The sequence below is a fragment of the Nonomuraea sp. NPDC004702 genome (genome assembly GCF_053601695.1).
Map to the genome: position 1 here is coordinate 166,949 of NZ_JBSGCE010000004.1, position 13,006 is coordinate 179,954.

Sequence of the window (13,006 nt, forward strand, 5' to 3'; positions counted from 1 at the left end):
CCCCCCTCACTTCCGCAGCCAGGAGTTCCAGAACACGCGGTAGAACGTGTCGTACCCCTTGAGCTTGGGCGAGTAGGCGGCGTACAGCTTCGACTGGCTGATCGTGATGACCGGGAGCTGCTGCCACACGAACGCCTGGAGCTGGTCCATGAGCGTCCTGGCGGTCTCGGGGGAGGTCGCGGCGTTGTAGTCCTCGATCAGCTTGGCCATCTCGGGCGAGCCGGAGCCGTTGAACGCCCCGAGGGTCAGCGCGGGCATCTGCGAGGGCGAGGTGAGCGCGGCGTTGAAGAACAGGGTGGTGACGTCCCAGCCGCCGGGGTCCTTGGTGATCGTGCCGAGCATCGTCGGGAAGTCGTAGGTGTCGATCTTCGTCTTGATGCCGATCTTGGAGAGCTGGTCCTGCAGCAGCACCGCCCACTGGCTGAACTGCGGGTAGCTGCTGGAGGTCAGGATCCGCACGGTGTCCCCGGCGTTGACGCCGGCCTGCGCGAACAGCTCCTTGGCCCGGTTCGGGTCGTGCTGCTTGTAGACGTCGTCGCCGGCGGTGGAGTACAGGCCCTTGTTGTCCTGCGAGACCAGCGCGCCCACCTCGACGGTGAGGTCGGGGCCGCCGCCGGTGGCGGCGTTCAGCGCGGGCTTGTCCATCAGCAGGTTGAGCGCCTGCCGGGCGCGCACGTCGGAGAACTTGGAGCCCTTGTTGAAGTTGGGGATCAGCACGTTCTGGTTGGCCCCGGCCAGGTTCGACACGACCACGGCGGGGTTGTTCTTCAGCGGGGTGTACTGGTCGTCGCCCGGCATGGCGTGCGCCCACTGGCCGGTCTGCAGGCCGTTGACCACGGCGTCCTGGTCGGCGACGACCTTGTAGGTGACCGTGTCGAGGTAGGCGTGCTTGGCGCCGGCCTGGCCGCCCCAGTCCTCCTCGGCGCGCGACTTGTAGCCGTCGTAACGCTCCAGCACGACCTGCTGCCCGATGTCCCAGCTCTTCAGCTTGTACGGCCCGGTGCCGACCGCGCCCTCCTTGGCGAAGCCGGTGGCCGGCACGTCCTTGAGGTTCTTGGCCTCGTAGATCTCCGCGCCGGGGCTGGCCAGCTCGTCGATCAGGGGGTAACGCGGCTTCTTCAGCTCCAGCGTGACCGTGCGGTCGCCGGTGGCCTTGAGGCTCTTGACGTCGGCGGCCACCTGCTGGCCGGTGACGTGGCTCTTCAGCCAGCGCTCCAGGCTGGCGACCACATCGGCGGCGGTGAGCGGGGCGCCGTCCTGGAACGTGACACCGGCGCGCAGCTCGAAGGTGTAGGTGAGCCGGTCGTCGCTGCGCTTGTAGGTGTCGACCAGCATCGGCCTGGCCGCGAAGGTCTTGTCGACCTCGAAGAGCTTCTCGTACAGCATGTTGCCGATGTGGGCGGTGACCTGGCCGGGGTTGGCGACCATGTCCAGCGACTGCGGGTCGGTCGGCACCGCGACCACGAGGTCGCCGCCGCGTACGGGGGTGCCGGCGTCGGCGGAGGAGGACGAGGAGGACGACGTCGCGCCGCCCGCGCAGCCGGAGAGCAGCAGGGCGCTCGCCGCGGCGGCGGAGACGAGCCCGGCCCTCAGGCTCTTGAGCACGTTCATGATGGGTTCTCGCTCTTGCTCTAAAAGGGGGGACAGAAGGAGAAGGTCGGCCCGGGGCTATCCCACGTATGCCGACAAGTCGGGGTTCGCGGCCAGGAGTCGGCGCGTGTACTCGTGGGTGGAGGAGGAGGCGATGGTTTCCGGGGCGCCGACCTCGACGAGGTCGCCCTTGTACATCACGCCGACGCGGTCGGCCACCGACAGCACCAGGCTGAGGTTGTGCGTGATGAACAGGAAGCTGATGCCGTGCGAGCGGCGCAGCTGCAGGAGGAGGTTCATGACCTGGCCCTGGACGGAGACGTCGAGGGCGGAGGTGGGCTCGTCGGCGACGATGAGCTTCGGCTCGGCGGCGACCGCGCGCGCGATGGACACGCGCTGGCGCATGCCGCCGGACAGTTGCGAGGGCAGCTTGCGGGCGCAGTCGGCGGGCAGGCCGACCTCGTCGATCAGCTCGGCCACCCGCCGGTCGAGGTCCGCGCCGCGCAGCGGGGTCAGCTCGCGCAGCGGCTCGGCGATGATGCGCGCCACGGTGTGCCGGGGGTCGAGCGAGCTCTGCGGGTCCTGGAAGATCAGCTGGGTGGCGCGGCGGAAGGCGCGCTCGTCGCCGCGCAGCCCCGCCTCGGTGATGCGGTGCTCGCCGAAGGAGATGCTGCCCGAGGTCGGCCGTTCCAGGGCGCTGACCATGCGGCCGAGCGTCGTCTTGCCCGAGCCGGACTCGCCGACCAGGCCGAAGAACTCGCCGGGCGCGATCTCCAGCGAGACGCCGCCGACCGCGCGCACGCTCGCCCGGCGGCCGATCCGGTAGACCTTGGTGACGTCCTCGATGACCAGGGGCGGGGTGCCGGTCACCGGCGCCGGCTCGTCGCCGAGCGCCGGCGTCTCGGTCACGCTCCCGCCGGCGGGCACGCCGTCGGCTTCGGTCGCGGCCCGCAGCCTGGTCTCCGAGATCGTCGGGAATCCGGTACGGCGGCTGACACCCAGCTGTGGCACGCATTCCAGCAGCGCCTTGGTGTACGGATGCGTAGGCTTGCGGAGGATGTCCATCTTGTCGCCGACCTCCACCAGCCTGCCCCGGTACATGACGGCGATCCGGTCGGCGATCTCGGCGGCGACGCCCATGTCATGGGTGATGAACACGCAGGCGGTCCGATGCTCACGCTGCACGCGGCGGAACAGCGCCAGGATCTCGGCCTGCGTGGTCACGTCGAGGGCGGTGGTCGGCTCGTCGGCGATGAGGACGTCGGGGTCGGACATCAGCGCCATGGCGATCATCACGCGCTGCTGCATGCCGCCGGACATCTGGTGCGGATAGAGCGCCATGATCCGATCGGTGTCGGCCAGCCCGACCTCGGTGAGCAGGCTCCTGGCCTTGGCCTCGGCCTCGCGGCGCAGCCGGCTCCCCCGGCGCAGCGCCTGCCGGGGCAGCGCGCCCTCGGGCCGGTAGCCCTCGATGAGCTGCGCGCCGACGCGCTGGGCGGGGTTGAGCGAGTCCAGGGCCTCCTGGAAGATCATGCCGATCCGGGCGCCCCGGTAGGCGCGCATGCCCTCGGCGCTCAGCCGCGTGACGTCCACGCCGCCGACCTCGATCGTGCCCTCGGTGTAGGCCGGGGCCACGAACTCCAGCAGGCGGATGATCGACAGCGCCGTCACGGTCTTGCCGCTGCCCGACTCCCCCACCACGCAGAGCGTCTGCCCGGAGGCGACGTCGAGGGTGAGCCGGTGGACGAGTTCCTGGGGCTCGGCGTCCTCCCGGGTGACGCCGATGGTCAGATCCGTCAGGTTGAGCAGCGACATGCGCGAGAGCTCCATTCCAGGCACCGGTCCCGTGCTCGAAGTGGGGCACGCAAACCCACACTGAGCTGCCGAAAAGCCATGTTCGAGCCAGATAGTTCTACAAAGGTTGACAGAGGGGTCCCCTACTGTCAACGGTTATTCCACGTTCGTAGACAGAGGGTCTATGGTGAACGTCTACATTCGTAGACAATACAGAAAGGGCAGGGCCTTGACCATGTCCACGCCTTCCCCCACGCCGGATCCGATCGTCGCCATCGCCACCGGTTACATGGGCGCCAAGCAGCTCTTCGCGGCCAGCCGCATCGGGCTGTTCGAGGCGCTCGCGGACGGCGAGCGCAGCGCCGGGGAGATCGCGACGGCCACTGGCGTCACCCCCCGCATGGCCCGCATCCTGGCCGACAGCATGGCCGGGCTCGGCCTGCTGACCAGGACCGACGGCCGGTACGCCCTCGGCGCCGACGCGGCCGGCTACCTGGCCGGGCGGAAGTCGTCCGAGCTCGACCTCGGGCCGTTCCTCACGTTCCTCAACCAGATCAGCTACGGCCACTGGCTGCAGTTCGACACGACCGTGGACACCACCGAGCCGGGCGTCCTGGACACCTCCGGCGACCGGTGGGGCACGTTCATGGCCGGGGTCATGACGTACAACAGCCTGCACGCCAGGATGCTGGGCGGCGCGTTCGACTTCACCGGCTTCCGCAGCCTCCTGGACCTGGGCGGCCTGTCCAGCGCCTTCGCCTTCGAGGCCCTGCGCGCCAACCCGGGGCTGCGGGCCTCCTTCGTGTACGACCCGACCTTCGCCGACTCCATCACCCAGCAGGTGGCCGAGGCCGGGTTCGCCGACCGGGCCGAGGTGACCGGCGTCCCGACCGACACGGCAACGCCCGCCGGCCCGTACGACCTGGTCATGGTCAACCACGTCATCCACCGCTTCGGCGTCGAGCAGAACCGGGCCATCCTGCGCAACGCCCGCGCGGCGGCGGCGCCGGGGGCGCGGCTGCTGCTGCTCGACTTCTTCCTCGACGACGACGCCGAGCAGCGGGCCATCGACGCGCTGCACGCCGGGGAGTACCTGGTGATCGACGGGACCGTCGTCTACGAGGAGTCGCAGGTGCGCGCCTGGCTCGACGAGGCCGCCTGGAAGCCGGTGGACAAGCTGGCCCTGCCGGGCAGCCCGCGCGTCATCGTGGCCGAAGCGGTCTGAGCACGACGCGGCCCGCGCCGCCCAGGTGGCGGCGCGGGCCGGAACGCGCGGATCAGGGCCGGAACGCGCGGGTCAGGGCCGGGAGATGCGGTCGAAGAACGACTCCAGGTGGCGCTTCTGCAGCTCGACCGTGGAGAACTGCGGGCCGACCAGGCTCATCACGTTGGCCCCTGCGTTGAGCAGCACGAGCTCGTCCACGAGCTGCTCGTCGGGGATCGAGGTGCGGATGTCGCCGTCGGCGCGGCCCTCCTCGATCAGCCGGTGCAGCATGCCGCGCCAGGCCCGCAGGTGCTCCAGGTACTTGTCGTACAGCTTGGGGTTGGTCAGCGAGGTCTGCCAGAAGATCAGCAGCACCCGGCCGGCCGTGATGCGCTCCTCGTCGATCGGCATCGCGGCCTCGCACATCTCGCGCAGCGCGCCCAGCCCGCGGCGGCCGTCGAGCTTGACGTAGCTGGTCACGATGGCCAGGGCGCGCTCGTACGTCGCCTCGATGATGTCTTCCTTGCCGGGGAAGTAGTGCTTGAGCGCGCCGTTGGCGAAGCCCGCCGCGTTCGCGATCTCGCGCATGGTGGCCGCCTCGATGCCCCCCTTCGTGATCAGGTCCCACGTGACGTCGATGATGTCGCTGCGACGCTGGTCGTGGTCGATGATCTTGGGCATGCGGGCACCCCTCCGTACGGCGTTTCGTCTACCAGTGTAGGACAAAATGCCGGGAGGGTATGACCCGATCGTTAGCCGTGGGTGACCCGGACGTCATAGAGGGCGCCGGCGGTGTTCGTCTTGTGCGCGCAGGCCAGCCGTTCGATCTCGGCGGGGTCGGCTCCCCCGGCGATGAGGTCGAGCAGGTGCTCGTGCTCCTCGACCGAACGGCGGGCCCGGCCCGGCAGGTAGCCGAACACCGAGCGCCGCATGTGGTCCAGCCTGGTCCATTCGGCCTCCAGCAGAAAGTTCAGGTGCTCGTCGTCGCAGTGCTCGTAGACCGAGAAGTGGAAGGCGCGGTTGAGCGCGGTGAACGCGGTGGGGTCGAAGGAGTCGAGCGCCTGGAACAGCCGGGCGTTGATCTCGCGGGAGCGCGCCACGTCCGCCGGGCCCATGCGCGGGGCCGCGACGGCGGTCGCGTACCCCTCCAGCCGGGCCAGCACCTCCAGCGTGTGCCGCACCTGCGCCGCGTCGAAGACCGCGACGCGGGCGCCGACGTTGCGCACGACCTCCACCAGCCCGTCGGACTGCAGGCGGCGCAGCGCCTCGCGCAGGGGGATCGTGCTGACGCCGATCTCCCGCGCGAGGCGGTCCATGACGAGCTGGTAGCCGGGGCCGTAGGTGCCGTCCAGGATGCGCGAACGCAGGATCTCGTAGCTGAGCTCCGCCTTCGACGCGACTCCGCCGGTGCTGGTCACGTGCCGGAGGCCGGGTCGAGCCCGGCGCCGGACGCTGCCCGGAGCGCCTCGCCGAGGACGGCGCGGAACTCCGGCCCGGCCAGCGCGCCGCGGTGGTCGCCGGGGACGGTGACCAGCCGGGCGCCGGGGACCAGCGCGACGACGTTCTCGATGCCGGAGGTCATCATGTCCTGCGCGCCCGCCACGAACACCGGCGGCGTGCGCCCGGCCCAGCCCTTGGGCTCGAACGGCGTGCCGCGCAGGCCCTCGACCAGCCGGACCAGCCCGGCGGCCCGTTCGGGGTCGCCGCCGGAGGCGCCCGCGATCATCGCCGCGATCATGCCGGTCATCGGGTCGCCCGGCTCGCCGCCCGCGACGGCCGCGCGCAGCGCCGCCACGTCCAGCGCGGCGAACGGCTCGAACGGGCTGAGCCCGCCCAGCACGACCGCGCGCACCCGATCGGGGGCCAGCTCCGGCAGTTCCCAGGCGAGCCGGGCGCCGAGCGAGTACCCCACCACGTCGAGCGGCCCGTCGCTGGCCAGGGCGAGCAGCGCGGCCGCGATCTCGGGCGCGCCCGCCGGCCCGTCCGGAACCGGGCTCTCACCGTGACCGGGCAGGTCGGGCACGACGACCACGCGCCCGGCCGCGGCCAGCTCCGCCGCGATCCCGGTCTCCACCCAGTCCTGCCGCCCGCTGGAGGCGAACCCGTGCAGCAGCAGCACGGGCGGCGCCCCGGCGGGCCGGTCGGGTGTGAACGTCTGTACGGCCGTCATGTGCGCCGGCTCCTTCATCTCGTGTGGTGGGCGGGTACGGGGAAGTCGACGACCACCTGGCCGGTGCCGCTGCTGCCGAAGTACGGGCACAGCTGCTCGCCGCGCCCGGTGTACTCGCGCCAGCCCAGCAGCCCGAACAGCATGGCGGTGTCGGCCATCGCCCCCTCGCCGGTGCACCGCTCGTTGTAGTCCGGCAGCATGTCGAGGAACTCCGGGATGCGCCCTTCGTCCCACATCTCCAGCACCGCGTGGTCGACCTTGCGGTTCAGCTCGCTGCTCACGTCGTCGAGCAGCGACTCGGCGATCTCGTTGGGCGGGAAGGCGTGCGAGAGCGACCCGCTGGCCAGGAAGGCCACCTTCCTGTCGCTGCGAAGCACGGCCCGCAGCAGCGCCTCGCCGATCCGCCGGTTCTCCTCGACGGTCGAGTAGATGTTGCAGCCGATGGGCAGGACCCGGATGTCGGACTCCTGGTTCATGAAGTACATCGGCACGAGTGTGGCGTACTCCAGGCCCAGGTCCTGGTAGGTGTGCACGCGGGCCTTCTGGCCGCCCGCGACGATCTCCTCGCGGATCAGCTCGGCCAGCTCGGGATCGCCCGCGTAGTCGTAGGCGAGGTCGTGGATGAAGTGCGGCAACTCATGGCTGACGTACGTGGCCTGGTGGCGCGGCTTGCCGTTGAGGTGGAAGCCGATGCTGTTCATCCAATGGGTGTCGGCGATCAGGAACGTGTCCGCGCCGCGCTCGCGCGCTCGCCTGCCGACCTCGGTGAGGGCGAGCTCCGCGGGACGGCGGATGCCGAAGTGTTTGCCGGGCTGGATCGACAGCCAGATCGACGGCACATGCGTGATCTTGGCGGCCAGCACGATCTCACCCATCACGCCACTCCCGGCCTGCTTGGGCGGTCTGAACCATCATCCGCACTCTCCTCTCCACTGATGACGTGATGAGCATCATGTAGGCATCTGAGGGGGTATGTCGATATTGTTCCACATGCCATAACATAAATGATGTCGTATATGATTTGGAAGGAGACGAGGTGGGACACCCTCTCGGACTGTCACCAGGGAAGATCGTCGCGGTCCATCTGAACTACCGCAGCCGGGCCGCCGAGCGCGGTCGCGTCCCTGCCGTCCCCTCCTACTTCCTCAAGCCGCCGACGTCCCTGTCCTGGTCCGGACGGCCCGTGGTGCGTCCCGAAGGGTGCGAGCTGCTGGCGTTCGAGGGCGAGATCGGCATCCTCGTCGGCAGCTGGGCCCATCGCGTCTCCCCCGGGCGCGCGCTGGAGCACGTGGCCGGGTACGTGGCGGCCAACGACTTCGGCGTCTACGACTTCAAGCACGCCGACCTCGGCTCCAACCTGCGGGCCAAGGGCCAGGACGGGTTCACGCCGGTCGGCTCGGAGCTGCTCACCGGAGCCGATCCCGGACGGTTGTGGCTGCGCACCTACGTCAACGGCGAGCTCGCCCAGGAGGCGTGCACCGACGAGCTGCTGTTCGGCTTCGACCTGCTCGTCGCCGACCTGTCCCGGTACATGACGCTGGAGCCCGGCGACCTGATCCTGGCCGGCACCCCGGCGGGCTCGACCGTCGTCCGGCCCGGCGACGTGGTGGAGGTCGAGCTGGCGGGCACGGCCCGGCTGCGCAACGAGGTCGTCGCCGGCCAGGATCCCCCCGCGGCGTACGGCGTCCAGCCCCAGGTCAGCGAGGCGACCAGGGCCGCCGCGTACGGCGCCGCCCGACCCGTCCCCGCCCCTGACCCCGGCCCGCTGACCCCGGAGGTCGTCGCCGCGCTGCGCTCGGTCTCCACCGCGACGCTCTCCTCCCAGCTCCGCGCGCGCGGCATCGACCACCACTTCATCGAGGGCGTCCGCCCCGCCCGTCCCGACCTGCGCATGATCGGCGTCGCGCGCACCCTGCGCTACCTGCCGCTGCGCGAGGACGTCTTCGCCGAGCGCGGCGGCGGCATGAACGCGCAGAAGCGCACCGTCGAGGAGCTCCAGCCGGGCGAGGTGCTGGTCATCTCCGCCCGCGGCGAGCACGGCGCGGGCACGCTGGGCGACATCCTGGCCATGCGCGCCCTGCGCCGCGGCGCGGCCGGCGTCGTCACCGACGGCGGGCTGCGCGACAGCCCCTCCTTCGCCTCGCTCGACCTGCCCTCCTACTACGGCGCCGCGCACGCCGCCGTGCTCGGCCGCCGCCACGTCCCGATGGACTCGCAGGTGCCGGTGGACTGCGGCGGCGTGCTGGTGTGCCCAGGCGACGTGCTGGTGGGCGACGCGGAAGGGGTCGTCGTCATCCCGCCCGCGCTGGTCGCCGAGGTCGCCCGGGACGCCGCCCGGCAGGAGGACGAGGAGCGTTTCATCCTCGATCGCGTCCGCGAGGGCGCCTCGATCGACGGCCTCTACCCGCTGAAGGGCGCCTGGCGCGAGGCGTACGAGCAGCAGCGCTGACCCCCCAAGAAGGAGAATCCATGAAGTTCCGCTCGGATCCGTCGACCATCCGCGGATCCATCGCCCCCGTGGTGACGCCGTTCGCCGCCGACGGGTCGCTGGACCTCGACTCGTTGCGCTCGCTGGTGCGCTGGCAGCTCGACCAGGGCTCGCACGGCATCTCGACCGGCGGGTCCACCGGCGAGCCCGGCGCCCAGTCCGTCGAGGAGCGCGTCGCGGCGATGGCCGTGGTGGCCGAGGAGACCGCCGACCGGGTGCCGTTCCTGCCCGGCACCGGCTCGGCCAAGCTCGACGAGACGCTGCGGCTGACCGCCGAGGCCGAGCGCCTGGGCGCCGACGCCGCCCTGGTCATCACGCCCTACTACGCCCGTCCCACCCAGGAAGCCCTCTACCGCTGGTACGCCACGGTCGCCGCGGAGTTCCCCGCGCTGCCGATCGTGATCTACAACGTGCCCTCGCGCACAGCCGTCGACATCGCGCCCGCGACCGTGGCCAGGCTGCGCCGCGACCACGACAACATCGTCGGCGTCAAGGAGACCACCAAGGACTTCGAGCACTTCTCGCACGTGCTCAACCTGTGCGGGCGCGACTTCCTCATGTGGTCCGGCATCGAGCTGCTCTGCCTGCCGCTGCTGGCCATCGGCGGCGTCGGCTTCGTCAGCGCGGCGGCCAACCTCGCGCCGAAGACCGTGGCCCGCATGTACGAGGCGTACACCGCCGGCGACCACGCGACCGCGCTGGAACTGCACTACTCGCTGCACCCGCTGGTCGAGCTGCTGTTCGTGGAGACGAACCCGGCCCCCGCCAAGTGGGTGCTGGAACAGCGCGGCCTGATCGCCTCCGGCCACGTACGAGCCCCCCTGATCACCCCCACCGAGCCCGGCATCGCCCGGATCAACGAACTACTGGCACAGAGCGAGGGAGTCGCCTGATGAAACTGGAGCACTACATCGGCGGCCGGCACGTCCCGAGCCAGTCCGGTGCGACCTTCACCGCGCTCGACCCGACCACGAACGAGCCGTACCTGGAGGTGGCCGCGGGCGGCGCGGCCGACGTGGACGCGGCCGTCGCCGCCGCCCAGAAGGCGTTCACCGACGGCCCGTGGAGCACGATGCCCGCCGAGCAGCGGGCCGGCACGCTGCGCGCGGTCGCGGCGGCCATCGAGTCCAGGGACGACGAGATCGCCGCGCTGGAGTGCCGGGACACCGGCCTGCCGATCACCCAGGCCCGCGGCCAGGCCCGCCGCGCGGCGCACAACTTCCGCTTCTTCGCCGACGTGATCACCACCATGGGCGAGGACGTCTACCGCGTCGGCTCCGCGCAGCTCAACTACGTCGTGCGCAAGCCGGTCGGCGTGGCCGGGCTGATCACGCCGTGGAACACGCCGTTCATGCTGGAGACCTGGAAGCTGGCCCCGGCGCTGGCGGCCGGCTGCCCGGTGGTGCTCAAGCCGGCCGAGTGGTCACCGGCGTCGGCGAGCCTGCTGCCGGAGATCATGGAGGAGGCCGGGCTGCCCGAGGGCGTGTTCAACCTCGTCCACGGCATCGGCGAGGACGCGGGCGCGGCGCTGGTGGCCCACCCCGACGTGCCGGTGATCTCCTTCACCGGCGAGAGCGGCACCGGGCAGACCATCATGCGCAACGCCGCGTCGTCGCTGAAGACGTTGTCGATGGAGCTGGGCGGCAAGTCGCCGCTGCTCGTCTTCGCGGACGCCGACCTGGAGCGGGCGCTCGACGCGGCCGTCTTCGGCGTCTTCTCGCTGAACGGCGAGCGCTGCACGGCCAGCTCGCGGATCCTCGTCCAGGACACCGTGTACGAGGAGTTCGTGGCCAGGCTGGCCGAGCGGGCCGCGCGGGTACGCGTCGGCGCGCCCGGCGACCCGGCCACCGAGCTGGGCGCGCTCATCCACCCCGAGCACTACGAGCGGGTCATGGAGTACGTCGAGCTCGGCTCGCGCGAGGGCGCCCGCCTGGTCGCCGGCGGTTCCCGGCCCGAGCACCTGACGGCGGGCAACTTCCTGGCCGCGACGGTGTTCGCCGACGTGGCCCCGCACATGCGGATCTTCCAGGAGGAGATCTTCGGGCCGGTCGTCTGCGTGACGCCCTTCTCCACCGAGACGGAGGCGGTGGAGCTGGCCAACGCGACCCGGTACGGCCTGGCGGCGTACCTGTGGACCAACGACCTGCGCCGGACGCACCGGCTGGCCCAGTCGATCGAGGCGGGCATGGTCTGGGTCAACTCCCAGAACGTGCGCGACCTGCGCACGCCGTTCGGCGGGGTGAAGGCCAGCGGCGTGGGCCGGGAGGGCGGCCGGCACAGCATCGACGTCTACACCGAGTCGCACATCGTGCACCTGGCCACCGAGGACCTGCCGATCCCCCGGTTCGGCGCCGCCTGAGCCGGCACGTCCCGCGCCGGGCCGCTCCCCGGTCCGGCGTGGGACGTGGACGCCGGGAAGTGCGCGGAGTTACGCTCCCGATGGCCGATAGGGCGGTGATGGCCATCTTTGGGGGGTACCCAATGAGCTACACACTTCTGCGCGGCAGTTTCGTGATCCGTTACCCGGACCTTCCCCGGCAGGGCCCCGAGCCCGACGGCGACACGATCAAGTTCAGGCCGGACACGCCCGCGCTGGTCGAAGGGCTGGCCCGGCCGTCCGGACGGCCGCCGGAGCTCGGCGCGCGTGGCATCTCCGTCCGCCTGGAGGCCATCGACGCCCTGGAGACCCACTTCCAGGACACCCACCAGGAGCTGACCGGCGCGAACGCCGCCCGCGACGAGCTGCTGCGGCTGCTCGGCTTCACGAACGTGCGCTTCTTCGACGACCTGCCCAACAAGGTCCAGTCGGCCGACCAGGACGAGCTGCGCGGGCACGTCCTCAGCAACGGCATCGACGCCAACGGCCGGCTGATCGGGTTCGTGTTCACCGGCGAGCACCCCGGACCCGACGGGCAGGCCGTGTTCCTCGACGAGGCGCTGGTGGACACGTCCGCGAACGCCGAACTGCTGGCCGCCGGGCTGACGTACCCGGCCTTCTACGCCACGCTGCCCGCGACGCTGCGCACGCACCTGGCCGGCGTGTCGCGCACGGCCAGGGCGGCGGCGTCGCCCACCGGCATCTGGCCGCGCTCGGCCGCCGACCCCGACGGCCCCGCCGAGGTCGCCTCGCTGGAGGCGCTCACCGGGCTCGTCATGTGGCCGAAGCTGTTCCGCCGGCTGGTGCCCTATCTGGCGACCGGGGCGGCGAACCTGGACGGCTTCGACGCCTGGCTCCGGGCCGACCCCGTCAACCGGGACGACGCGGTGTTCCTGCTGGACCGGCTCGAACACGGCAACCTGCACGACGTGATCCGGGCCTCGGGCAGCCAGATCCAGCTCACGGCCTGGCCCGAGGACTTCGTCATCAGCCCCGACCCGGCGCCGCCCGGCGCGCCCGTCGTCGCGCGCCCGCCGTCCACCGGGGACGTGCTGATCGTGGCCGCGCTGCCCGACCCGGTCGGGGCCGACCGGGGGCACGAGACGGTCACCCTCCTCAACGTCACCGGACGGTCCGTGGACCTCGGCGGGTGGCGGCTGGCGGACTCGGCGGGCGGGCGCATGGAGCTGACCGGGGTGCTCGCGGGCGGTGGCGTGCTGCAGGTCGTGCTCGACGGCCGGGTACAGCTCCGCAACCAGGGCGAGACCATCCTGCTCGTGTCCCCCGAGGGCGTCACGATCGACCAGGCCGCCTACAAACCCGACCACGTCCACCCCGGCCACACCATCTGCTTCGGCCGCTGACCATCCCCCGCCGGGAAAC

At 71.3% G+C, this 13,006-nt stretch carries 11 protein-coding genes; 5 read left to right on the top strand and 6 right to left on the bottom strand.

Going from position 1 to position 13,006, the window contains the following annotated elements; genetic code table 11:
• Positions 1–6: 6 nt before the first annotated feature.
• Entirely contained in the window at positions 7–1,611 is a 1,605-nt protein-coding gene (locus ACWEJ6_RS07740) for an ABC transporter substrate-binding protein (RefSeq protein WP_387672889.1), read from the bottom strand.
• 57 nt (positions 1,612–1,668) lie between these two features.
• On the bottom strand, positions 1,669–3,405 hold the full coding sequence (locus ACWEJ6_RS07745; protein WP_452422209.1) for a dipeptide ABC transporter ATP-binding protein: 1,737 nt from the start codon (positions 3,403–3,405) through the stop codon (positions 1,669–1,671).
• Positions 3,406–3,619: 214 nt separating this feature from the next.
• Here ACWEJ6_RS07745 and ACWEJ6_RS07750 point away from each other — a divergent pair, with 214 nt between their 5' ends.
• Positions 3,620–4,609, top strand: a complete 990-nt coding sequence (locus tag ACWEJ6_RS07750) for a methyltransferase (RefSeq protein WP_452422211.1) — start codon at positions 3,620–3,622, stop codon at positions 4,607–4,609.
• 72 nt (positions 4,610–4,681) lie between these two features.
• On the opposite strand, the gene ACWEJ6_RS07755 is transcribed toward ACWEJ6_RS07750, so the two are convergent.
• From ACWEJ6_RS07755 to hpaD, 4 genes are all read right to left on the bottom strand, one after another.
• The gene (locus ACWEJ6_RS07755; RefSeq protein ID WP_352329644.1) at positions 4,682–5,269 is read right to left on the bottom strand and encodes a TetR/AcrR family transcriptional regulator; all 588 of its coding nucleotides are present in this window, start codon (positions 5,267–5,269) and stop codon (positions 4,682–4,684) included.
• 71 nt (positions 5,270–5,340) lie between these two features.
• Positions 5,341–6,006, bottom strand: coding sequence for a GntR family transcriptional regulator (locus ACWEJ6_RS07760; RefSeq protein ID WP_358292395.1), 666 nt, complete (start codon positions 6,004–6,006; stop codon positions 5,341–5,343).
• Positions 6,003–6,758 (bottom strand): alpha/beta fold hydrolase, encoded by a 756-nt coding sequence (locus ACWEJ6_RS07765; RefSeq protein ID WP_452422214.1) that lies wholly within the window; start codon positions 6,756–6,758, stop codon positions 6,003–6,005. Before ACWEJ6_RS07765 ends, ACWEJ6_RS07760 begins: the two co-directional genes overlap by 4 nt.
• A 14-nt stretch (positions 6,759–6,772) precedes the next feature.
• Entirely contained in the window at positions 6,773–7,633 is an 861-nt protein-coding gene (gene hpaD, locus ACWEJ6_RS07770; RefSeq protein ID WP_452422216.1) for a 3,4-dihydroxyphenylacetate 2,3-dioxygenase, read from the bottom strand.
• A 161-nt stretch (positions 7,634–7,794) separates the two neighbouring features.
• Between hpaD and ACWEJ6_RS07775 the strand changes: the two genes are divergently transcribed.
• The 4 genes from ACWEJ6_RS07775 to ACWEJ6_RS07790 all read left to right on the top strand — a co-directional run bounded on the left by ACWEJ6_RS07775 (position 7,795) and on the right by ACWEJ6_RS07790 (position 12,987).
• Positions 7,795–9,207, top strand: a complete 1,413-nt coding sequence (locus ACWEJ6_RS07775; RefSeq protein ID WP_452422218.1) for a fumarylacetoacetate hydrolase family protein — start codon at positions 7,795–7,797, stop codon at positions 9,205–9,207.
• A gap of 20 nt (positions 9,208–9,227) precedes the next feature.
• Positions 9,228–10,139 (top strand): 4-hydroxy-tetrahydrodipicolinate synthase, encoded by a 912-nt coding sequence (gene dapA, locus ACWEJ6_RS07780; RefSeq protein WP_352352622.1) that lies wholly within the window; start codon positions 9,228–9,230, stop codon positions 10,137–10,139.
• Complete coding sequence (gene hpaE, locus ACWEJ6_RS07785) at positions 10,139–11,605, top strand: 5-carboxymethyl-2-hydroxymuconate semialdehyde dehydrogenase (RefSeq protein WP_397160441.1); 1,467 nt, start codon at positions 10,139–10,141, stop codon at positions 11,603–11,605. The genes dapA and hpaE overlap by 1 nt, the downstream gene beginning before the upstream one ends.
• A 122-nt stretch (positions 11,606–11,727) precedes the next feature.
• Complete coding sequence (locus ACWEJ6_RS07790; RefSeq protein ID WP_452422221.1) at positions 11,728–12,987, top strand: lamin tail domain-containing protein; 1,260 nt, start codon at positions 11,728–11,730, stop codon at positions 12,985–12,987.
• Positions 12,988–13,006 lie beyond the last annotated feature (19 nt).

Coding starts and splice junctions, on each gene's coding strand:
- hpaD (WP_452422216.1), bottom strand. CDS start 7,633: ATGGGTGAGATCGTGCTGGCCGCCAAGATCACGCATGTGCCGTCGATC.
- ACWEJ6_RS07745 (WP_452422209.1), bottom strand. CDS start 3,405: ATGTCGCTGCTCAACCTGACGGATCTGACCATCGGCGTCACCCGGGAG.
- ACWEJ6_RS07740 (WP_387672889.1), bottom strand. CDS start 1,611: ATGAACGTGCTCAAGAGCCTGAGGGCCGGGCTCGTCTCCGCCGCCGCG.
- ACWEJ6_RS07755 (WP_352329644.1), bottom strand. CDS start 5,269: ATGCCCAAGATCATCGACCACGACCAGCGTCGCAGCGACATCATCGAC.
- dapA (WP_352352622.1), top strand. CDS start 9,228: ATGAAGTTCCGCTCGGATCCGTCGACCATCCGCGGATCCATCGCCCCC.
- ACWEJ6_RS07750 (WP_452422211.1), top strand. CDS start 3,620: ATGTCCACGCCTTCCCCCACGCCGGATCCGATCGTCGCCATCGCCACC.
- ACWEJ6_RS07765 (WP_452422214.1), bottom strand. CDS start 6,758: ATGACGGCCGTACAGACGTTCACACCCGACCGGCCCGCCGGGGCGCCG.
- ACWEJ6_RS07790 (WP_452422221.1), top strand. CDS start 11,728: ATGAGCTACACACTTCTGCGCGGCAGTTTCGTGATCCGTTACCCGGAC.
- hpaE (WP_397160441.1), top strand. CDS start 10,139: ATGAAACTGGAGCACTACATCGGCGGCCGGCACGTCCCGAGCCAGTCC.